We start from the raw sequence: 19,741 nt of genomic DNA on the forward strand, positions 1-19,741 counted from the left end.
GCTCACACCTTCGCCACCTGGGGGCGCCCCAGGAGTCCTTGCGGGCGGAAAATCAGGATCAGCACCAGCAGCGCGAAGCTGAACACATCCTTGTAGTCGGTGTTGACCATGCCGGAGAACTGCGCCTCGGCCACGCCGAGAATCAGCCCGCCGAGCATCGCCCCCGGCAGCGAGCCGATGCCGCCGAGCACCGCTGCGGTGAAGGCCTTGATGCCGATGACGAAGCCGGCATAGAAGTCGAAGGTGCCGTAGTTCATGGTGATCAGCACGCCGGCCAGCGCGGCCATGGCCGCGCCGATGACAAACACGTAGGAGATCACCCGGTCGGTGTTGATGCCGAGGATCGAGGCCATCTTGCGATCCTGCTGGGTGGCCCGGCACATGCGGCCGAGCCTGGTGTGCTGGATCACATAGGTGAGCACGCCCATGCCGACGAAGGCGGCGATGAGGATGAACACCTTGGTGTAGGTGAGCTGGACGAAGCCCTCACCGACATGGAAGCGGAACGCGCCGTCGAGCAGGGTCGGCACGCCCTGCTGGCGGGCGCCCTGGCTGATCTGCACGTAGTTCTGCAGGATCAGCGACATGCCGATGGCGCTGATCAGCGGCGCCAGGCGGGTGGAATTGCGCAGCGGCTTGTAGGCGATGCGCTCGATCACCCAGCCATACATGCCGGTGACGAAGATGGTGAACAGCAGCGTGCCGAGGATCAGCAGCGGAAAGGATTCCAGGCCGAAGAAGGCCAGCAGGGCCAGGGTGATGGCCGACAGGTAGGCGGAGATCATGTACACCTCGCCATGGGCGAAGTTGATCATGCCGATGATGCCATAGACCATGGTGTAGCCGATGGCGATCAGGCCATAGACCGCGCCGAGGGTCAGGCCGTTGATCATTTGCTGCAGGAAGATGCCGTCCATGAATAAGTCTCATAGGCGTGGACAAGGGCGACCGCCTCGCGGGGCCGCGGCCGGGCAGGCACAGCGCCCGGCCCGTCTGACGGGCCGGGGCGTGCGCAAGGATCACTGCTGGTGGTACTTGCCCTTGTCGTCCCACTCGTACATCACGTAGTCGGAGACTTGCAGGTCGCCCTTGCCATCCCAGGACTTCTTGCCCATCACGGTATCGACGGGGTTGGCCTTCAGCCACTCGCTGGCCTTGCCGCCCTCGGTGCCGCCGGCGCCCTTGAAGGCCGCCGCCAGGGCCTGAACCGAGGCATAGGCATACAGGGTGTAACCCTCGGGCTCGAAGCCATTGGCGCGGAACTTCTCGATCACCGCCTTGCCTTCCGGCAGCTGGCGCGGGTCGGCACCGAAGGTCATCAGCACGCCCTTGGTGTACTGCGGGCCGCCGGCGGTGGTGACCATCTCGTCGGTCACCACGCAGTCGCCGGAAACGAAAGCGGCGGTGACGCCCTGCTCGCGCATCTGCCGCACCAGCGGGCCGGCTTCCGGGTGGCAACCGCCGAAATAGACCACTTCGGCACCCGCCGAGCGGATCTTGGTGACCAGGGCATTGAAGTCCTTCTCGCCGCGGGTCAGGCCCTCGTACAGCACCGGCTCGATGCCGCGCTTGGCCAGCTGCGCCTTGGTCGCATCGGCCAGGCCCTGGCCGTAGGTATCCTTGTCGTGGATCACCGCGATCTTCTTGGCCTTGAGCTTGTCCACCAGGTAGTCGGCGGCCACCACGCCCTGCTGGTCGTCGCGACCGCACATGCGGAACATGCCGGGCAGGCCGCGCTCGGTAACCTGCGGGTTGGTCGAGGCCGGGGTGATGGCGATGATGCCGGCCTCGTCGTAAACCTCGGAGGCCGGCATGGTCGAGGAGGAGCAGAAGTGGCCGATCACGCCGGCCGCCTTGTCCGAGTCCACCAGACGGTTGGCCACCGCCACGGCCTGCTTCGGCTCGCAGGCGTCGTCGGCCTTGACCAGCTTGATCATCTCGCCGTTCACCCCGCCGGCGGCGTTGATGTCTTCCGCGGCCTGGGTCGCACCGCGCCAGTACTGCTCGCCGAACGAGGCGTTGGGACCGGTGTGCGGACCCGCCACGCCGATGACCACATCGGCCAGGGTGAAGGAAGAAGCGCCCATCGCGGTGCTGACAGCGAGAGCCAGAAAGCCTTTTCTGAAAATCTTCTGCGACATGGTAACTCCTGAGGTTTTAGGTAGTGGCAACCTGCGACAGCAAGGCGTGTGCCAGCGCCGCCCTCAAAAATCCAAGCAGAAAATTCGGAGAAACGTTAATAAACAAGCAGGGCTTTATGAAAAAAATTTCGCAGCGCTGTCAGCGCTTGAGCTTTCGGGGAGCGTGCGGCCGCCATTTCGCCGGGGCCGCGCTTTACTTTCGGTAACGCTGCCTGGCGCCGCGCCTGGTCGCCCAATTTCAGTGCGGCGAATCCACCCAGCCGCACCAGCAATCGACAGCCGCCAAACACCTTCGCCTGCCAGCCGCCACGGCGACTGGCCTTCAGGTACGCCCGAGGAAATCCATCTTGCCGATCTCCAGGCCATTGTGGCGCAGGATGGCGTAGGCGGTGGTCAGGTGGAAATAGAAGTTCGGCAGGACAAAATGCAGCAGGTAGTCCTGGCCGCTGAACTTCAGCTCGGCGCCGGGAAACTTGATCACCACCTCGCGCCCCTCGCTGCCGTCGATCTGTGCGGGACTGAAGCCCTGGAGGAAGTCCAGGGTCTTCTGGATCCGCGCCTGCAGCTCGGCAAAGCTGCTCTCGGAATCGGCGAAGCTGGGAATCTCCACCCCGGCCAGCCGCGCCGCGCAGCCCTTGGCCGCATCGCTGGCGATCTGCACCTGGCGGGTCAGCGGGTGCATGTCCGGCGCCAGGCGGGCATTGAGCAGTACCGCCGGGTCGATTTTCCTGGCGTCGGCATACACGGCCGCCTTGTCGAGGATGGCCGCAAGATTGCCGAACATGCGCACGAATACCGGAATTGAAGCCTGATACATGGAAAGAGACATCGAGGGTGCTCCTGAGCCAGCGGTTGAGTCTGCCCTGCCAGGTTAGCTGCGGACTCGCCACTCGTGCCAGTCGCCTGGCTAGCGCAGCAGCGGCAGCCAGGCCTGCAGGTGGGCAGCCAGGAAGCGCCCGCCCAGCACCAGCCGGTCGAACCAGAACGCCTGGTGCAGCAGGACGATCGCCCAGAACACCAGCTGGAACGAGAGTTTGCGCGTCTTGTGGCGCAACAGCTGCTGCGCCAGCAGGGCGCCCGGCCAGCCGCCAAGCAGTTCGGTGACATGCAGGCTGTTCTCCGCAGTGCGCCAGCGCCCCGTCTGCGCACTGCGCTTGTCGTGCCAGTACTGGGCGAAGCTGATCAGGCTGAGCAGCGGGTAGGCGCCCAGCGCCCAGAAGGCGCCGGAGCCGACGAACAGCTGCAGGGCGCCGATGGCCGGCAGGCCGCACAGGACGATGAACAGCAGCAGCTTGAGCGGCAACTGACGGATGGCTGGCTGGTGCTTGCGCGCCGCAGGACGGGGACTGGCAGCCGGCTGGCGCGGTTTGCGGCGGATGGCCGGGCGATCCAGACTGAGCCCCTCGCAGCGCATGTGCTCGGCGCGCAGGCGCCCCTGGGCATCCTTGCCCGGCACGAACAGCACCGTCTCGCCGGGCTGCGGGCGGCGCTCGCCACGCAGCGCCGAGATATGCACGAACCACTGCTCGCCACCCTGCTGCGCCTGGATGAAACCGAAACCCTTGGCATCGTTCCAGCTTTTCAGGGTGCCGCGCCGCTCCGTCGCCAGCATGCCGTCAGTTGGCCTGTACCGTGGACCAGTCGATCAGGCCGAACAGCCAGGTGGCCAGGATCAGCAGGCCGAAGCCGATGCGGTACCAGGCAAACACCGCGTAGCTGTGGTTGGCGATGAACTTGAGCAGCGCGCGCACGGCGATCATGGCGAACACGAAGGACACCACGAAGCCCAGGGCGAACACCGGCAGGTCGCCGGGCTGGAACAGCTCGCGGTACTTGTAGCCGGAATAGACCGCCGCGCCGACCATGGTCGGCATGGCCAGGAAGAAGGAAAACTCGGTGGCGGCGCGGCGCGACAGGCCAAACAGCAGGCCGCCGATGATGGTCGAGGCCGAGCGCGAGGTGCCGGGGATCATCGCCAGGCACTGGGCGCAGCCGATCTTCAGGGCCTCCTTCCAGGTCATGTCGTCGACTTCCTCGACCGTCACCTCATGCTGGCGCTGCTCGGCCCAGAGAATGATCACGCCACCGACCACCAGGGCCGCCGCCACCGTGATCGGGTTGAACAGGTAGTGGTGGATCTGGTCGGAAAAGGCCACGCCAAGCACCACCGCCGGCATGAAGGCGATCAGCAGGTTGGCGGTGAAGCGCTGCGCCTGCGCCTGCCTGGGCACATTGAACACCACCTCGAGGATCTTGCGGCGGTACTCCCAGACCACCGCGAGGATAGCGCCGAGCTGGATGATGATGTTGAAGGCCTTGGCCCGATCGCCGCCGAAACCGATCAGATCGGCGACGATGATCTGGTGGCCGGTGCTGGAAATCGGCAGGAACTCGGTCAGGCCTTCGACAATGCCCAGAATCAATGCCTGAAAGGCGACCCATAAATCCATGAAATCCTCGCAATACCCGCCGGCATGGCAGGCGAGACAAATTAATGTTGCCGAACAATCGGCCGAAAAAAAGGCAGCGCATCCTACCAGAGGCGCCCCGGGTGCGCCGCCCTTGCCAACAGCTAATTGAACAGCTTCTAGACTCAGTGTCTGCTGCGCCCCGAAGCCTGCCATAAGAAGTGGAGTCACCTTGCCCATGAACAGTCTGCGCCGCCTGCCGATCAATCGCCGCCTGTGGCTGATCCTGCTCAGTTCCATCCTCATGCTGCTGGCCCTGACGGCGCTGATGCTGAAGCAGACCTACGACGACCTGTACGCGGCCAAGGCCCTGAAAACCCGCGAGGTGGTGGAAACCGCCAGCGGCATCCTGCGCCATTTCCAGGCCCTGGAAAGTGCCGGCAGCCTGCCGCGGGCCGAGGCGCAGCAACAGGCCATGCAACTGGTGCGCGGCCTGCGCTATGACCAGGACGATTATTTCTGGATCAACGACCTGACCCCGCAGATGATCATGCACCCGGCCAACCCCAAGCTTGAAGGGCAGAACCTGGCGAACATGAAGGACCCGGACGGCAAGTTCCTGTTCAACGACATGGTCGCCGTGGCGAAACGCCAGGGCGCCGGCCTGGTCGACTACCGCTGGCCCAAGCCGGGTGCCGCGGAGCCGCTGCCCAAGGTGTCCTATGTCCAGCTGTTCGAGCCCTGGGGCTGGATCATCGGCTCCGGCATCTACCTAGACGACATGCAGGCCGAGTTCCGCCAGCAGACCCTGCGCGCCTTGGGCGTGCTGCTGCTGATCAGCGTGCTGCTCGGCGCCCTGGTCATCCTCATCGTGCGCAGCATCGCCCGGCCGCTGGAGGAAGCGGTCGACGCCATGGCCAACATCGCCAGCGGCGAAGCCGACCTGACCCGCAGCCTGGACCACAGCGGCGGCGACGAACTGACCGCCCTGGGCAGCCACTTCAACGCCTTCACCGGCAAGCTGCGCGGCGTCATCAGCCAGTCGCTGCAGGCCGCCGGCGCCCTCGACCAGGCTTCGCAGTCGCTGGGCGAAGTGGCCAGCACGGCCCAGCAGCACAGCCAGCAGCAGTCGCAGCAGATGGAGCTGGTGGCGACCGCCATCAACGAGGTGTCCTACGCCGTGCAGGACGTGGCGAAGAACGCCGAGCACGCGGCCGGCGAAGTGCGCCTGGCCGAGGAGCAGGCCCATCAGGGCCAGCAGAATATCGACAGCAGCCTGCGCCAGATCGACCAGCTGTCCACCACCATCGACCAAGCGGTCGAGGTGATCAGTACCCTCGCCGCCGAGAGCACGCAGATCGGCAGCGTGCTGGAAGTCATCCGCTCGATTGCCGAGCAGACCAACCTGCTGGCCCTCAACGCCGCCATCGAGGCCGCCCGCGCCGGCGAGCAGGGCCGCGGTTTTGCCGTGGTCGCCGACGAGGTGCGCCTGCTGGCCCAGCGCACCCAGCAATCCACCGCCGAGATCCAGGGCATGATCGAGCGCCTGCAGGGCAATTCGGAAGCCGCAGTCAAGGTAATCAATGCCAGCAGCCAGGCCTCGCTGCAAACGGTCGAGCAGGCGCGCCAGGCCGGCGAGAGCCTGAGCCAGATCGCCAGCTCATTACGTAACCTCACGGGCTTGAATGCTTCGATTGCTAGTGCCACCCTGCAACAATCGCACGTGGTCGAAGATATCAACCACAATGTCACCCAGGCGGCCTCGCTGGCGCATGAAAATGCCCTGGCCGCCGATCAATCCAGCCAGGCCAGCCAGCATCTGGGTCAGCTGGCAGGGCAACTGAGCCAGTTGCTGGGGCAATTTCGTGTATGAGGACTGAATGAGCGGCATGGAACATCAGGAAGTCGATCTGAATCGACCGCAAAACCAGGATCTGATCTGGGACATGAACAGCATCGCCCGGCGCGAGCTGGCCGAGCGCTTCATCAAGCTGTTCGAGAATCGCCTGTGCGTCTATTCCGAGTCCGTGCGCCAGCTGTACACCAACTACAACCTGCACTTTCCCAGCGACCAGGGGCGCAAGATGGTCGTGCTGCCCAACCCCTACGCCTTCCACGACACCCTGCACGGCATCGAGATTGCCGCCGTGCGCCAGACCGGCCTGTGCGTGCTGCCTGGCGTGGTCCTGGGCAAGCCCGGGCTGTTGCTGGCCACGCAGATGAAGGACGGCGGCCCGGCGCCCAAGACCATGCCGTTCAAGCAGGCCCTGGCGCAGATCATCAGCAACCAGAAGAAGATCGGCGACGTGTTCCTGCCGATCATGATGAAGGGCGACCTGCGCGAGTTCGACCAGCAGATGCCCTACATCCACCTGCACCGCCTGCAGGTGCAGAAGCTCACCCGACTGTCGAGCTTCGAGCGCGACGACATCCAGCTAACCATCACCCGCAAGCTGCTCGCCCTCTACCGCCAAGCGGACAGCCTGGGTTGCTGAGACGCCGGATTCAGGCGAGCAGCACCCCCAACCAGGCCAGCAGCAGGCTCAGGCCTACCAGCAGGGTCAGCGGCAGACGCAATGCCGGGTACCAGCGCGGCGCCAGGCCCCGCGCCACCGCCCGCAGATCAGCCAGATAGAGGCCGACGAAGCAGCCGAGCAGAATCGGCAAGGCCAGCGCATAGGGCAGGTCGGCGGCAATCACCAGCCAGCCCAGCAGCGCCGGAATGACCGACAGCCCCAGTTGCAGCAGGGCCTGCTCGTCCCCCTCCTGCGCGCGCATGGCCAGACCCCAGTGGATCGCCCCCATGAACGCCAGGATCACCGCCGCATAGTCGAGCAACGCATCGAGCACCTGCGGCCGCCAGCCCGGCGGCGTCAGCCAGACGCCGAGAGCGGCGCAGACGAAGGGCAGCAAGCCGGCATAGCCGAGCAGGCTGGCAAGGCGCGGTGGCCGGGGCGAGTCGAAAGCGTGCATGGGACGATCCTCTGCTGCATTGACAGGCAAATTAGCAGGATTTGTCGCAGATTCACGGGCGCACCCGGCCATCCACGGTTTTTTGCCACGCATGGCGCCCTCGACGGGCAACGCCATGATCGGCAGGCCGAGAACCGTGCATCGACCGCCAGCCACTCAGGTCTGGAATGAACACTTGCTGTCGGCCTCGGCTATTGGCATAAACGTACCCCATAACAACACCGCCACACGGAAGTTCCCGCCATGCGAATCCTGCGCCGCGCCCTGTACCTGATCGTGCTGCTGGCCCTGAGCGCCGGCGCGGTGCTGCTCTACTACATCGCCAACCCTAATCTGCCGCCGTTCGCCAAGCCCAGCCAGGTGCACTACCTCGGCCAGTGGGACGAGCAGGCGCGCCAGACCTACTACTACACACCCCAGGGCACCCAGGTCAAAGGCCTGCGCTACGACTGGTTCACCGCCCTGGAGCTGCCCTTCTCCAGCGACAAGTTCGCCGCCCCGGACTACCTGGCGCGCTTCGGTTTCCTCACCGACCCGCAGCAGCAGGCCAGCGCGCGCAACCCGGGCAACCTGCCGGTCGGCTTCGCCCGCCACCAGGACGTGGAAAGCGGCGCGCAGTTCCTCGATATCACCTGCGCCGCCTGCCACACCGGCGAGCTGCGCTACCGTGGCCAGGCCATCCGCATCGACGGCGGCGCCGCCCTGCACTCCCTGGCCTCCACCGTGCCCACGCTCAAGGGCGGCAGCTTTGGCCAGGCCCTGGGCATGAGCATGGCGTTTACCTACTACAACCCGATCAAGTTCCGCCGTTTCGCCAAGACGGTACTGGGTGACAACTACGAGCAGGGCAAAGAACAGCTGCGCGCGGACTTCAAGGGCGTGCTCGACCGCCTGCTCGGCACCGCGATGAACGACTGGCACCGCGGCCTCTACCCCACCGAAGAAGGCTTCGGCCGTACCGACGCCTTCGGCCGCATCGCCAACAGCGTGTTCGGCGACGCCATCGACGTGAGCAACTACCGGGTGGCCAACGCCCCGGTCAGCTACCCCCAGGTGTGGGACATCTGGAAGTTCGACTGGGTGCAGTGGAACGGCTCGGCCATGCAACCGATGGCGCGCAATATCGGCGAGGCCCTCGGCGTCGGCGCCACCCTGCACCTGTTCGACGAGAATGGCGGCCCGCTCACCGCCGAGCAGCGCTATCCATCCAGCGTGCGCCTGCGCGACCTCCACACCCTGGAAGAAACCCTCAAGCAGCTCAAGCCGCCGACCTGGCCGCAGGCGGTGCTGGGCAAAGTCGATCTCGAACTGGCCAGCCAGGGCCGCGCCCTGTTCAGCGAGAACTGCGCCTACTGCCATGCCCCCGATCCCAAGCCGCGCGACGAGCGCCTGGCCGCCGCCCGCGACCCTGAGTGGCGCATGCGCATCGTGCCGACGCGGATCATCGGCACCGACCCGACCACCGCCGACAACATCGCCGACCACCGCTTCGACATCCGCAAGCTGGGCTGGAACAAGAGTGAGCTGGGCAAGCTGGACGTCAAGCTGTTCGGCACCAGCCTGGACGAGGTCGACTTCGCCAGCATCTCCAGCGCCAAGGGCCTGGCCTATGTCACCGCCTACGTGGAAGACCGGGCCTACCAGGACGCCGGCATCCAGCCGCGCGAGCGCTGGCGCATGGACGGCTACGGCCTGGCCATCGGCGTGCAGGAAAAGCGCGGCTACAAGGCGCGCCCGCTGCACGGCATCTGGGCCACCCCACCCTTCCTGCACAACGGCTCGGTGCCCAACCTGTTCCAGTTGCTGTCGCCGGTTCCCGAGCGCGACAAGCAGTTCTGGGTCGGCAGCTTCGAATACGACCCCAAGCGCGCCGGCTTCCTCACCGAGCCGTTCGAGGGCGGTTTCCTGTTCGATACCACGGTCACCGGCAACGGCAACCGCGGCCACGAGTTCCGCGACGGCTGCCGGGTCGACGGGGTGATCGGCCGCGCCCTGGCGCCCGAGGAACGCTGGGCGCTGATCGAGTACCTCAAGGTGATGGGTGACGCGCCGCTGGAAAGCCAGCTGCAACCCGTCGAAGCCAAGGCCTGGACGCCCGGCCCCAACTGCCAGCTCTGACAAGGAAGAAGCCATGCTCAAACGATTCTGGCTGTGGCTGGGCGGCCTGCTCGGCAAACTGTTCCTGCTGCTGGCGGCCGTCGGCCTGCTCGGCTGGGGCATCGGCACGGCGTACTACGCCTGGAAGTTCTCCGGCCCGGTATCGGCCGAGGAACAGGTTCCGGCCAACGAAGCGGCCCTGACCCAGGGTATCATCGAGGACGCCATCCGCATCGTCGAGCAGCACCGCGACAACACCCGGGTGCTGCGCGACGCCCATGCCAAGGCCCACGGCTGCGTCAAGGCGCAGTTCCGCGTGCTGCCCGAGCTGGACCCGGCCCTGCGCCACGGCGTGCTCAGTGAGCCGGGCAAGACCTGGCAGGCCTGGATGCGCCTGTCCAACGGCAACGCCTACCCACAGTTCGACAGCGTCCGCGACGCCCGCGGCATGGGCCTCAAGCTGCTCGACGTACCCGGCGACAAGCTGCTCAGCAGCCCGGCCACGGCCGCCAACCAGGACTTCGTGATGTTCAACCATCCGCTGTTCTTCGTCCGCGACGTGGCCGAGTACCAGCAGAACTTCGCCGCCCAGGCCAGCGGCCAGAAGGTACTGGCCTTCTTCCCAGGCTGGGACCCGCGCAGCTGGGAGATCCGCCACCTGATCATCGCCCTGCAGACCCTGGCGCCGGCGCCGGACAGCCCGGTGGCCACCACCTACAGCTCGGTCGCACCGTTCAAGCTCGGCCCGCACAACATCAAGTACCGGGTCATCCCCGACCCGGCCAGCTGCCCGCCCTACCAGCTGCCGGAGCAGAACAGCGCGCTGCCCAACTTCCTGCGCAACGCCCTGTACCAGCAGCTGTCGCTGGACCGGGTGCCGGCCTGCTTCGCCCTGCAGGTGCAGCGGCAGAATCCCGAGTACTACATGCCCATTGAGGACACCAGCGTGGAGTGGAGCGAGGACATCGCCCCGTTCGAGACGGTGGCGACGATCAAGGTGCCGGCCCAGGACTTCGATAGCCGCGAGCAGAACCTGTTCTGCGACAACCTGTCGTTCAACCCCTGGCACGCCCTGCCCGCACACCGCCCCATCGGCGGCATCAACCGCCTGCGCAAGGCGGTGTACGAGGCGGTCAGCGTATACCGGCAGCAGCGCAACGACGCGCCGCAGGCGCACTGAAACAGCAAGGCCGCCCGCGGGCGGCCTTGCTCGTCTGTACAGGCTTGATCCGCTTCCGGGCTCAGACCCGAGCCAGATCGATCACCGCGAAACTGGCCACCGTTTCGTGGCCCGGCAGGGTACCGCCCTCGCGGGCCAGGCCGATGGTCTGCAGGCCGGCCTGCTGGGCGGCGTCCAGTTCCTCAACGATATCGGAGAGGAACAGGATCTCGTCTGCCGGTAGGCCAATGCTTTCGGCGATGCATCGGTAGGAATCCACCTCGCGCTTGGGCCCGCTGGTGGTATCGAAATAGCCGCTGAACAAGGGCGTCAGGTCGCCGGCTTCGGAGCAGCCGAAAATCAGCTGCTGCGCCTGGATCGAGCCGGACGAGTAGACGTACAGCCCGTAGCCCTCGGCCTTCCAGCGCTTGAGTGCTTCCACCGCATCCGGGTAGACATGCCCCTTGAGCTGGCCGGCCTGGTAGCCCTCGGCCCAGATCATCCCCTGCAGCGCCTTGAGCGGCGTGGCCTTGCGGTCCTCGGCGATCCAACCGAGGAGGATCTCGATGACCCGGATCAGGTCGGCATCGGCCTCGCCGCTTTGCGCCCGCACCGCGTCCAGCTGCTCGATCAACAGCGGCTCGTCGGCATGCTTGAGCACGAAGTCCGGCAGATGCCGGGCGGCATAGGGGAACAGCACGTCGAAGACGAAGCTCACCGAACTGGTGGTGCCTTCGATATCGGTGAGGATGGCTTTGATCGGCATGGCGTCAGTCTTCCAGGCGCGGGAAACGGCTGGCGATCTGGTCGCCGGTGAAAGTGGCCACCCAGCCCTCGGGGTTGTTGAACAGGCGGATCGCCACGAAGTGCGGGAACTCGCCCATGTCGAACCAGTGGCGGGTGCCGGCGGGCACCGAGATCAGGTCGCCCTTCTCGCACAGCACGGCATACACGTAATCGTCGATATGCAGGCAGAACAGGCCGCGGCCGGCGACGAAGAAGCGCACCTCGTCCTCGCCATGGCGGTGCTCGTCAAGGAACTTGGCGCGCAGCTCGTCCTTCTGCGGGTGGTCCTTGTTCAGGCTGACCACATCCACGGTGACATAGCCTTGCTCGGCCATCAGCTGGTCGATCTGCGGTCGGTAGGCGGCGATCACCTCGTCCTGGCCTGCACCCGGCTGGAGCGGCGCGCCGGCCTGCCAGCGCTCGAAGCGCACACCGACCGCGGCCAGGGTACTGGCGATATCCTCGGCATGGGTCAGTAGCTTGTTCGGCAGGTCCGGGCTGGACTGGTGGTAGACGGTCAGGCTGCTCATGGTCGATCTCCGGCCCCGTCGGGCTCTCATGTTGCGTGGGATGCGCCTCAGCGTTGCAGGGCGCGCACCTTCAGCTCGCACTCGAAGAGGAACTCGAAGGCTTCGATCTGACGCAGGGCGTCGCTCATCTGCGCGCCCCAGGTATACAGGCCGTGGCCGCGGATCAGGTAGCCGACGCAGTCCGGATGCGCGTCCAGCCAGGGCTGGATGCGCGCGGCCAGGCGGGCGATGTCCTGGTCGTTGTCGAAGATCGGCACCTCGACCTGGCATTCGTGGGTGCTGATGCCGGCGAAGGCCTTCTGCAGCTCGTAGTCGGCGAACACCAGCGAATCGCTCAGGGCCAGGCGCGAGAGCACCGTGGCGTTGACCGAATGGGTGTGCAGCACCGCGCCGATCCCGGCCTGCCAGCGATACAGTTGGCTGTGCAGCAGGGTCTCGGCCGAGGGCTTCTTGCCCGGTTCCAGGCTGTTGCCGTCCAGGTCGGTGGCCAGCACGTCGTCCAGCCCCAGCTGGCCCTTGTGCTTGCCGGAGACGGTGAGCAGCGCCTGATCGGCGCTCAGACGCACCGAATAGTTGCTGCTGGTGGCCGGCGACCAGCCACGGCCGTAGAGAAATTGCCCGGCTTCGACGATCTGCCGGGCCAGTTGTTCGCGGTTCATGGCCGCTCCTCCTGTACGTGGGTGGCCATGATAACGGCTGCGGCGAGCGCCGCCAGACTGGCCAGGGCGAAAGTCCAGCCGGGGCCCAGGGCCTTCCAGCTGTAACCGGCATACAACGCCCCCAGCGCGCCGCCGACCCCGGCCAGGGCGGCATACAGCGCCTGGCCCTGGCCCTGCTGGCGGGCGCCGAAGCTGCGCTGGACGAAATGGATGGCGGCGGCGTGGAAGCTGCCGAAAGTGGCCGCATGCAGCAGCTGGGCGAACAGCAGCACGGCCAGGCTGTCGGCCAGGTAGCCGAGCAGCAGCCAGCGCCCGGCGGCGATCAGGAAGCTGGCCAGCAGCACCTGGCGCAGGCTGAAGCGCTGCAGCAGGCGGGCCATGAACATGAACAGCAGCACCTCGGCGATCACCCCCAGGGCCCACAGCACGCCGATTACCCCGCGCGAATAGCCCAGTGCTTCCAGGTGGATGCTGAGAAAGGTGTAGTACGGCCCGTGGGACAGCTGCATCAGCCCCACGCACAGGTAGAAGGCCAGCACGCCGGGCTGGCGCAACTGGAACAGGAAGCCCGCCCCGGGCGCTACCGCGCTGGCGACATGGGGCGTGGCATCCGGCACCCAGAAGCTGCTCAGAGCAATCGCGCCGATGATCAACAGCAGCGCCCAGGGATAGGCATCCAGGCTGAACAGATCGAACAGCTTGCCCAAGGCGACCACGGCGAGGATGAAGCCGATCGAGCCCCACAGGCGGATCTGCGTGTAGCGCGCCGCCTGCTCGCGCAGGTGAGCCAGGGTGATCACCTCGAACTGCGGCAGCACCGCATGCCAGAAGAAGGCATGCAGGGCCATCACCAGGGCCAGCCAGGCGTAGCTCTGGCTGACGAAGATCAGGCTCAGGCTGAACAGGGTGCACAGCGCGCCGAGGCGCACGATCAGCAGGCGTCGGCCCGTGTGGTCGCCCAGCCAGCCCCACAGGTTGGGCGCCACGCAGCGCATCAGCATGGGAATCGCCACCAGCTCGCCGATGCGCGCCGGGGAGAAGCCCAGGTGGGCGAAGTACAGGCCGAGGAACGGCGCCGTGGCGCCGAGCAGGGCGAAGTAGAACAGGTAGAAGCCGGACAGGCGCCAGTACGGCAGCGCGGCTGTCGTCACAGCTGGCCGAGTACCGGCGTGCCGACGCTGACCCCGGCGTTCTGCGCGCGGTGGCGCAGCAGGTGGTCGAGCAGGACGATGGCCATCATCGCCTCGGCGATCGGCGTGGCGCGGATGCCCACGCAGGGGTCGTGGCGGCCCTTGGTGATCACTTCCACCGGGTTGCCATCGACGTCGATGGAGCGGCCCGGGGTGGTGATGCTGGAGGTCGGCTTGAGGGCAAGGTGGGCGACGATCGGCTGGCCGCTGGAGATGCCGCCGAGGATGCCGCCGGCGTTGTTGGACAGGAAGCCTTCCGGGGTCAGCTCGTCGCGGTGCTCGGTGCCGCGCTGGGCCACCGCGGCGAAGCCGGCGCCGATCTCCACGCCCTTGACCGCGTTGATGCTCATCAGCGCGTGGGCCAGCTCGGCGTCCAGGCGGTCGAAGATCGGCTCGCCGAGGCCCGGCATCACCCCTTCGGCGACCACGGTGATCTTCGCCCCGACCGAATCCTGGTCGCGGCGCAGCTGGTCCATATAGGCCTCCAGTTCCGGGACCTTGTCCGGGTCGGGGCTGAAGAAGGCGTTCTGCTCGACGCTGTCCCAGGTCTTGAACGGGATCTCGATCGGCCCGAGCTGGCTCATATAGCCGCGAATGACGATGCCTTGAGCGGCCAGCACCTTCTTGGCGATGGCGCCGGCGGCAACCCGCATGGCGGTTTCGCGCGCCGAGCTGCGGCCACCGCCACGGTAGTCGCGGATGCCGTACTTGTGGTGATAGGTGTAGTCGGCGTGGGCCGGGCGGAACAGATCCTTGATCGCCGAGTAGTCCTTGGACTTCTGGTCGGTGTTGCGGATCAGCAGGCCGATGGCGCAGCCGGTGGTCTTGCCCTCGAATACGCCGGCGAGGATCTCGACGATGTCGTCTTCCTGGCGCTGGGTAGTGTGGCGGCTGGTGCCGGGCTTGCGCCGGTCCAGGTCGCGCTGCAGGTCCTCCAGCGACAGCTCGATGCCCGGCGGGCAACCGTCGACGATGGCGACCAGCGCCGGACCATGGCTTTCGCCTGCGGTGGTGACGGTGAACAGCTTGCCGTAGGTATTGCCGGACATGCAGAAAGCTCCGCGAGGGCCTGAACGAGGGGGCGCCAGTATACCCGCGGTGTCCGGCCAGTTCACCTGCGGAGCGCCGCTGGCAGACTGCCAGCCTCCAGAATTGCGCAAAACGGTCGATAATCCGGATGCCAGTGCGCCGCCAGCCTGGCCCAAGGACGCCCGAGATGACCGATACCGACGCCCCTCAACCCGAAAACCAAGCCGCCGCCGCGCAACCGCACCCCTGGCAGGACCTGCCGGCGGAACAGTTTCGCCTGTTGCGCCTGGCCCCGCTGCCCACCGACCGGCACACCGGCGCCCGCCCGCTGCGCTTCGTCCAGCTCGGCCGCGTCGAACGCCACAGCCCGGAACAGAGCCTGCTGCGCCTGAGCATCGAGTTGCCCGGCCAGCGCGTGCGGCGCGAACAGAACGTGCTGGAGGTGTGGGCCGACCACCGCAGCCGCGAGGTGCGCTTCGGCACCGACCAGGGCCTGCAGATCGAACCGGCCAACCGCGGCATCGGCCGCTTCCTGGTCGCCCAGGGCGTACTCTGGGCCCGCCAGCGCTGGGCCAACTACCAGGTCGAGGGCGGCGCCCTGGCGCTCAAGGACATCCCGAGCGAAGAGGCCCGCCAGCGCCGCGACCACTTCCTGCGCGCCCAGGGCTTCGAGGTCGAGTACCAGGACCTGCTGCAGATGAAGGCCAGCTACGGGGCGCCAAGCGTCAGCGCCCTGCTCGGCGAGTGGAACAACGAACGCCTGCAGCCGGTGCAGATCATCGAGGCCGCCGCCATGCTGCAGCAGGCCGACCAGAAGCTGCACGAGCAGGAAGTCGCGCTGCGCAAGCTGGAGCAGAAGAACAAGCTGCTCAGGCACGAGGACAGCAGCCTGCGCTTCACCATCATGTGCCTGGTGGCACTGGCCCTGTTCCAGGCCGGTCTGCTGATCTGGATCGCCACCCGCTGATTGTGCGGTGATCTGCTGCGCGTCGGCCGGGCTGTGTTGAAAGCGGGCTCGGGCTGCTCATTTACACTCAGTAAACTCCGCGCCCTCGCCCGCTTTCGCCTTGCCCGACTCTAGCTCGCTAGATCGACAAACCTGAGCTCAGATCAGCCCTTCAGCCGCGAGCGGAACAGCGCCTGGTGCTCGCGGCACTGCCTGGCCGCCAGCAGGAACACGCCATGGCCGCCCTGCTCGAACTCCAGCCAGGTGAAGTCGACTTCCGGGTACAGCGCCTCGACATGCACCTGGCTGTTGCCCACTTCAACGATCAGGATGCCCTGCTCGTTCAGGTGGTCGGCCGCTTCGGCCAGCATGCGCCGCACCAGGTCCAGGCCATCGTCGCCGCAGGCCAGGCCCAGCTCCGGTTCGTGCTGGTATTCGGCCGGCATGTCGGCGAAGTCCTCGGCATCCACATAGGGCGGGTTGGACACTATCAGGTCGAAACGCTGCCCCGGCAGACCGGCGAATCCGTCGCCCTGCACGGTGTACACGCGCTCTTCCAGGGCATGCCGCTCGATGTTCTGGTTGGCCACTTCCAGGGCCTCGAAGGATAGGTCGGCCAGCACCACTTCGGCCTGCGGGAAGGCATAGGCGCAGGCGATGCCGATGCAGCCGGAGCCGGTGCACAGATCGAGGATGCGCGCCGGTTCGCCACTCAGCCAGGGCGCGAAGTGCTGGCCGATCAGCTCGGCGATCGGCGAGCGCGGCACCAGCACGCGCTCGTCGACGATGAAGGGCAAGCCGCAGAACCAGGCCTCGCCCAGCAGGTAGGCGGTCGGCACGCGCTCCTCGATGCGCCGCTTGAGCAGCGCCAGCAGGTGCTGCTGCTCATCATCCTCCAGGCGGCAGTCGAGGTAGCCGTCGGCGATTTCCCAGGGCAGGTGCAGGGCGCCGAGCACCAGCTGGCGGGCCTCGTCCCAGGCATTGTCGGTGCCGTGGCCGAAGAACAGCTGCTCGGCGTGGAAACGGCTGACAGCCCAGCGAATATGGTCGCGCAGGGTGCGCAGGCGGGATTGGGACACGGGACAGACCTCCAGGACGGGTGCGCGATTCTAGCCGCAAGTGCGGCATTTTACCGGGCGGGCGCCCTTTGGCGCACAAGGAAAACCGCGCAGGAGGTTCACAGATGCGCCCGGCAGGCAGAGAATAGAGGCATCGCCGCATCAGGAGCCCGCGCCATGTCCGATCCCAAGACCCTGTTCCAGCTGACTGGCCGTGGTTACGCCCCAGCCACCTTGAGCAAGGCGACCCTGCTGATCATCGACGCCCAGGAGGAATACCGCAGCGGCGTCCTGCAGCTGCCGGACGTCGACGCGACCTGCACCCAGATCGGCACCCTGCTGCACGCCGCGCGCCACCTCGGCACCCCGGTGGTGCATGTGCGCCACCTCGGCATTCCCGGCGGCCTGCTCGACCCGCAGGGCCCGCGCGGGCACTTCATCGCCGGCCTGGAACCGCAGCCCGGCGAGCTGGTGATCGAGAAGCGCCTGCCCAACGCCTTCGCCGGCACCGAGCTGCACGACGGCCTACAGCAACTCGGCCACCTCGACCTGATCGTCTGCGGCTTCATGACCCATTCGAGCATCAGCACCACCGTGCGCGCCGCCAAGGACTACGGCTACCGCTGCACCCTGGTCGACAGCGCCTGCGCCACCCGCGACCTGCCCTATGCCGGCGAGCTGATCGACGCCCGCCAGCTGCACCGCATCGAGATGGCGGCCCTGGCCGACAACTACGCGATTGTCGTGCCGCAGGCCCAGGCACTGATTTAGGCCTCCCCGCCCAATGACCGGAACCCTGGCGCCAGCCGCCGGTCATAGCGCCGATACCTGATGAGGAAGTCGGCATGAAGCACTCCGCTGGATTTGATGCCCGCCGCCTGCGCCCTAGAGGCCCGGCGAGCTGGCGCTGGCGTTTTCTCGCGGCACTGGCCGCCCTGCTTGCCGGCCTCGGCGTGCTGCTGTTCCTCGCCGGCAGCGCCTCCCTGCTCGGCCGCCCGCCGGCGCTGGGGCCGTTGAACGACAGCCTCGGCGCGGCCATCAGCCTGCTGCTGCTCGGCCTGTTCCTGCTCTGGGGCGGGGTCGACGCCTGGCGTCGCTGCCGCCGGCGCCTGAGCCGCCGCACGGGCAACGCGCTGAGCCTGTCGCCGCGCCTGCTGAAAAAACGCGGCCGATCCCGGTAAACTGCCCTCCTGAGTGGAGGCGCCAGGGTCTGTTCCCGTTTCGTTCGCGAACCGCGTTGCTGCGCAAAATCGCGCCAGGCTAGGCGTGGGACGCAGGCAATGGTCATTCCCTTGGCAAGCCCCGCAACGACGCATGGCGCGATTTTGCGCGCAACCCGCAGGGACGGGCCCGTTTTTGCGCGGAACGTCGTTACTCGACGGCTCATTTGGACGACCAAACCTCGCGTCTCGCGCCTAGCTCCGTGCAAAAACGGGCTCCGTCGCGGCCGTGAACAAAACGGGAACAGACCCTATGCAAGACGACGATTTCTCCCTGTTCCAATCCGCGGTACGTGGCGTCAAGCCGATCCGCCATGACCGCGCCGAAACCGGCAAACCCAAGGCCGACCGCCAGCGCATCAGCACCCTGCGCCAGGCCGCCACGCTGAAGACCGATAGCGTCAAGGTCGACGGCCTGTCCGACCTGTTCGTCATCGATGTCGGCGCCGAGGATGAGCTGTACTGGGCCCGCGACGGCGTGCAGGATGGCCAGCTGCGCAAACTCAAGGCCGGTCAGGTGCCCTTCGAAGGCAGCCTCGACCTGCACGGCATGAGCGTGGAAAAGGCCCGCGACACCCTCTGGGACTTTTTCGCCGAAGCCGCGCGCATGGAAGTGCGCTGCGTGCGGGTGACCCACGGCAAGGCCGCCCGCCTGGACGGCAAGCGCCCGTTGATCAAAAGCCACGTCAACACCTGGCTGCGCCAGCACCCGCAGGTGCTCGGCTTCACCTCCTGCCTGCCCAGGCACGGCGGCACCGGCGCGGTTTATGTGCTGCTCAAGCGCACCATGATGGAAGGCCGCGACGAGTAACCCATGGGGTGCGGCGCCAGCCATTCTGGCGCAAGACGCCCTTGCCAGCCCCGCAGCTGCGCCCTACCCTGCGCCTCTGCGAATTTTTGATAGCCCCACAGGAAGATCCATGTCCCTGGAACAGCATTACACCGCGATTCTCGGCCAGCTCGGCGAGGACGCCTCCCGCGAAGGCCTGCTCGACACGCCGAAACGTGCCGCCAAGGCCATGCAGTACCTCTGCAAGGGCTACCAGCAGACGCTGGAGGAAGTCACCAACGACGCCCTGTTCAGCTCCGACAACAGCGAAATGGTGCTGGTGAAGAACATCGAGCTGTATTCGCTGTGCGAACACCACCTGCTGCCGTTCATCGGCAAGGCCCATGTGGCCTACATTCCCAACGGCAAGGTGCTCGGCCTGTCCAAGGTGGCGCGCATCGTCGACATGTACGCGCGGCGCCTGCAGATCCAGGAAAACCTCAGCCGGCAGATCGCCGAGGCGATCCAGCAGGTCACCGGGGCGCTGGGCGTGGCCGTGGTCATCGAAGCCCAGCACATGTGCATGATGATGCGCGGCGTGGAGAAGCAGAACTCGTCCATGGTCACCTCGGTGATGCTCGGCGAGTTCCGCGAGAACGCTGCCACCCGCAGCGAGTTCCTCAGCCTGATCCGCTGATTGCCGCGGCAATAAGAAACCGGCCTGCGGGCCGGTTTTTCATGGGCGGTGTTTCAGCCCGAGGCGCTATTCGCTGCAG

Annotated in this window: 21 protein-coding genes; 9 read left to right on the top strand and 12 right to left on the bottom strand. The window is 66.5% G+C overall.

What is annotated here, in order from left to right:
* Window positions 1–2: 2 nt before the first annotated feature.
* The 5 genes from GV001_RS13190 to GV001_RS13210 form a co-directional block, all read right to left on the bottom strand.
* A complete protein-coding gene (locus GV001_RS13190; RefSeq protein WP_160080544.1) occupies window positions 3–917 on the bottom strand; it encodes a branched-chain amino acid ABC transporter permease LivH in 915 nt (304 codons plus the stop codon).
* A 102-nt stretch (window positions 918–1,019) separates the two neighbouring features.
* On the bottom strand, window positions 1,020–2,141 hold the full coding sequence (locus GV001_RS13195) for a branched-chain amino acid ABC transporter substrate-binding protein (RefSeq protein ID WP_160080546.1): 1,122 nt from the start codon (window positions 2,139–2,141) through the stop codon (window positions 1,020–1,022).
* A 322-nt stretch (window positions 2,142–2,463) separates the two neighbouring features.
* On the bottom strand, window positions 2,464–2,970 hold the full coding sequence (locus GV001_RS13200; RefSeq protein WP_160080548.1) for a DUF1993 family protein: 507 nt from the start codon (window positions 2,968–2,970) through the stop codon (window positions 2,464–2,466).
* A gap of 78 nt (window positions 2,971–3,048) precedes the next feature.
* Window positions 3,049–3,753, bottom strand: coding sequence for a DUF1294 domain-containing protein (locus GV001_RS13205; protein WP_160080550.1), 705 nt, complete (start codon window positions 3,751–3,753; stop codon window positions 3,049–3,051).
* A gap of 4 nt (window positions 3,754–3,757) precedes the next feature.
* The gene (locus GV001_RS13210) at window positions 3,758–4,591 is read right to left on the bottom strand and encodes an undecaprenyl-diphosphate phosphatase (RefSeq protein WP_160080552.1); all 834 of its coding nucleotides are present in this window, start codon (window positions 4,589–4,591) and stop codon (window positions 3,758–3,760) included.
* A gap of 196 nt (window positions 4,592–4,787) precedes the next feature.
* On the opposite strand from GV001_RS13210, the gene GV001_RS13215 reads away from it, so the two are divergent.
* On the top strand, window positions 4,788–6,422 hold the full coding sequence (locus GV001_RS13215; RefSeq protein ID WP_160080554.1) for a methyl-accepting chemotaxis protein: 1,635 nt from the start codon (window positions 4,788–4,790) through the stop codon (window positions 6,420–6,422).
* A 7-nt stretch (window positions 6,423–6,429) separates the two neighbouring features.
* Window positions 6,430–7,044 carry a hypothetical protein gene (locus GV001_RS13220; protein WP_160080556.1) on the top strand — a complete coding sequence of 205 codons (615 nt, stop codon included), beginning with the start codon at window positions 6,430–6,432 and terminating at the stop codon, window positions 7,042–7,044.
* Between the two features lie 10 nt (window positions 7,045–7,054).
* On the opposite strand, the gene GV001_RS13225 is transcribed toward GV001_RS13220, so the two are convergent.
* Window positions 7,055–7,522 carry a DUF3429 domain-containing protein gene (locus GV001_RS13225; protein WP_160080558.1) on the bottom strand — a complete coding sequence of 156 codons (468 nt, stop codon included), beginning with the start codon at window positions 7,520–7,522 and terminating at the stop codon, window positions 7,055–7,057.
* A 243-nt stretch (window positions 7,523–7,765) separates the two neighbouring features.
* Here GV001_RS13225 and GV001_RS13230 point away from each other — a divergent pair, with 243 nt between their 5' ends.
* Together GV001_RS13230 and GV001_RS13235 are read left to right on the top strand one after the other, a co-directional pair.
* The gene (locus GV001_RS13230) at window positions 7,766–9,640 is read left to right on the top strand and encodes a di-heme-cytochrome C peroxidase (protein ID WP_160080560.1); all 1,875 of its coding nucleotides are present in this window, start codon (window positions 7,766–7,768) and stop codon (window positions 9,638–9,640) included.
* 13 nt (window positions 9,641–9,653) lie between these two features.
* Window positions 9,654–10,799, top strand: coding sequence for a catalase family protein (locus GV001_RS13235; protein ID WP_160080562.1), 1,146 nt, complete (start codon window positions 9,654–9,656; stop codon window positions 10,797–10,799).
* A gap of 61 nt (window positions 10,800–10,860) precedes the next feature.
* On the opposite strand, the gene mtnC is transcribed toward GV001_RS13235, so the two are convergent.
* Genes mtnC through aroC form a run of 5 tightly spaced genes read right to left on the bottom strand, consistent with a single transcriptional unit; the run spans window position 10,861 to window position 14,992 of the window.
* Window positions 10,861–11,544 carry an acireductone synthase gene (mtnC, locus tag GV001_RS13240; RefSeq protein ID WP_160080564.1) on the bottom strand — a complete coding sequence of 228 codons (684 nt, stop codon included), beginning with the start codon at window positions 11,542–11,544 and terminating at the stop codon, window positions 10,861–10,863.
* A gap of 4 nt (window positions 11,545–11,548) precedes the next feature.
* Window positions 11,549–12,094, bottom strand: coding sequence for an acireductone dioxygenase (locus GV001_RS13245; protein ID WP_160080566.1), 546 nt, complete (start codon window positions 12,092–12,094; stop codon window positions 11,549–11,551).
* Between the two features lie 47 nt (window positions 12,095–12,141).
* A complete protein-coding gene (locus tag GV001_RS13250) occupies window positions 12,142–12,753 on the bottom strand; it encodes a methylthioribulose 1-phosphate dehydratase (RefSeq protein WP_160080568.1) in 612 nt (203 codons plus the stop codon).
* Window positions 12,750–13,904, bottom strand: coding sequence for an MFS transporter (locus tag GV001_RS13255; RefSeq protein WP_160080570.1), 1,155 nt, complete (start codon window positions 13,902–13,904; stop codon window positions 12,750–12,752). Before GV001_RS13255 ends, GV001_RS13250 begins: the two co-directional genes overlap by 4 nt.
* Window positions 13,901–14,992 carry a chorismate synthase gene (gene aroC / locus GV001_RS13260; RefSeq protein ID WP_160080572.1) on the bottom strand — a complete coding sequence of 364 codons (1,092 nt, stop codon included), beginning with the start codon at window positions 14,990–14,992 and terminating at the stop codon, window positions 13,901–13,903. The genes GV001_RS13255 and aroC overlap by 4 nt, the downstream gene beginning before the upstream one ends.
* Before the next feature lie 167 nt (window positions 14,993–15,159).
* On the opposite strand from aroC, the gene GV001_RS13265 reads away from it, so the two are divergent.
* A complete protein-coding gene (locus tag GV001_RS13265; RefSeq protein ID WP_160080574.1) occupies window positions 15,160–15,939 on the top strand; it encodes a hypothetical protein in 780 nt (259 codons plus the stop codon).
* A gap of 143 nt (window positions 15,940–16,082) precedes the next feature.
* On the opposite strand, the gene prmB is transcribed toward GV001_RS13265, so the two are convergent.
* The gene (prmB, locus tag GV001_RS13270) at window positions 16,083–16,997 is read right to left on the bottom strand and encodes a 50S ribosomal protein L3 N(5)-glutamine methyltransferase (RefSeq protein WP_160080576.1); all 915 of its coding nucleotides are present in this window, start codon (window positions 16,995–16,997) and stop codon (window positions 16,083–16,085) included.
* Between the two features lie 156 nt (window positions 16,998–17,153).
* On the opposite strand from prmB, the gene GV001_RS13275 reads away from it, so the two are divergent.
* The 4 genes from GV001_RS13275 (at window position 17,154) to folE (ending at window position 19,662) form a co-directional block, all read left to right on the top strand.
* A complete protein-coding gene (locus tag GV001_RS13275; protein ID WP_160080578.1) occupies window positions 17,154–17,747 on the top strand; it encodes a cysteine hydrolase family protein in 594 nt (197 codons plus the stop codon).
* A 74-nt stretch (window positions 17,748–17,821) separates the two neighbouring features.
* On the top strand, window positions 17,822–18,157 hold the full coding sequence (locus GV001_RS13280) for a hypothetical protein (protein ID WP_160080580.1): 336 nt from the start codon (window positions 17,822–17,824) through the stop codon (window positions 18,155–18,157).
* A 292-nt stretch (window positions 18,158–18,449) separates the two neighbouring features.
* Window positions 18,450–19,007 (top strand): Smr/MutS family protein, encoded by a 558-nt coding sequence (locus GV001_RS13285; protein ID WP_160080582.1) that lies wholly within the window; start codon window positions 18,450–18,452, stop codon window positions 19,005–19,007.
* Between the two features lie 109 nt (window positions 19,008–19,116).
* Window positions 19,117–19,662: a GTP cyclohydrolase I FolE gene (gene folE / locus GV001_RS13290; RefSeq protein ID WP_160080584.1), complete on the top strand. Its 546-nt coding sequence runs from the start codon at window positions 19,117–19,119 to the stop codon at window positions 19,660–19,662.
* Window positions 19,663–19,741 lie beyond the last annotated feature (79 nt).

The organism is Pseudomonas sp. 8AS (genome assembly GCF_902506505.1).
Taxonomy (GTDB): Bacteria; Pseudomonadota; Gammaproteobacteria; order Pseudomonadales; family Pseudomonadaceae; genus Aquipseudomonas.

Coding starts and splice junctions, on each gene's coding strand:
- GV001_RS13190 (WP_160080544.1), bottom strand. CDS start 917: ATGGACGGCATCTTCCTGCAGCAAATGATCAACGGCCTGACCCTCGGC.
- GV001_RS13195 (WP_160080546.1), bottom strand. CDS start 2,141: ATGTCGCAGAAGATTTTCAGAAAAGGCTTTCTGGCTCTCGCTGTCAGC.
- GV001_RS13200 (WP_160080548.1), bottom strand. CDS start 2,970: ATGTCTCTTTCCATGTATCAGGCTTCAATTCCGGTATTCGTGCGCATG.
- GV001_RS13205 (WP_160080550.1), bottom strand. CDS start 3,753: ATGCTGGCGACGGAGCGGCGCGGCACCCTGAAAAGCTGGAACGATGCC.
- GV001_RS13210 (WP_160080552.1), bottom strand. CDS start 4,591: ATGGATTTATGGGTCGCCTTTCAGGCATTGATTCTGGGCATTGTCGAA.
- GV001_RS13215 (WP_160080554.1), top strand. CDS start 4,788: ATGAACAGTCTGCGCCGCCTGCCGATCAATCGCCGCCTGTGGCTGATC.
- GV001_RS13220 (WP_160080556.1), top strand. CDS start 6,430: ATGAGCGGCATGGAACATCAGGAAGTCGATCTGAATCGACCGCAAAAC.
- GV001_RS13225 (WP_160080558.1), bottom strand. CDS start 7,522: ATGCACGCTTTCGACTCGCCCCGGCCACCGCGCCTTGCCAGCCTGCTC.
- GV001_RS13230 (WP_160080560.1), top strand. CDS start 7,766: ATGCGAATCCTGCGCCGCGCCCTGTACCTGATCGTGCTGCTGGCCCTG.
- GV001_RS13235 (WP_160080562.1), top strand. CDS start 9,654: ATGCTCAAACGATTCTGGCTGTGGCTGGGCGGCCTGCTCGGCAAACTG.
- mtnC (WP_160080564.1), bottom strand. CDS start 11,544: ATGCCGATCAAAGCCATCCTCACCGATATCGAAGGCACCACCAGTTCG.
- GV001_RS13245 (WP_160080566.1), bottom strand. CDS start 12,094: ATGAGCAGCCTGACCGTCTACCACCAGTCCAGCCCGGACCTGCCGAAC.
- GV001_RS13250 (WP_160080568.1), bottom strand. CDS start 12,753: ATGAACCGCGAACAACTGGCCCGGCAGATCGTCGAAGCCGGGCAATTT.
- aroC (WP_160080572.1), bottom strand. CDS start 14,992: ATGTCCGGCAATACCTACGGCAAGCTGTTCACCGTCACCACCGCAGGC.
- GV001_RS13265 (WP_160080574.1), top strand. CDS start 15,160: ATGACCGATACCGACGCCCCTCAACCCGAAAACCAAGCCGCCGCCGCG.
- GV001_RS13275 (WP_160080578.1), top strand. CDS start 17,154: ATGTCCGATCCCAAGACCCTGTTCCAGCTGACTGGCCGTGGTTACGCC.
- GV001_RS13280 (WP_160080580.1), top strand. CDS start 17,822: ATGAAGCACTCCGCTGGATTTGATGCCCGCCGCCTGCGCCCTAGAGGC.
- GV001_RS13285 (WP_160080582.1), top strand. CDS start 18,450: ATGCAAGACGACGATTTCTCCCTGTTCCAATCCGCGGTACGTGGCGTC.
- folE (WP_160080584.1), top strand. CDS start 19,117: ATGTCCCTGGAACAGCATTACACCGCGATTCTCGGCCAGCTCGGCGAG.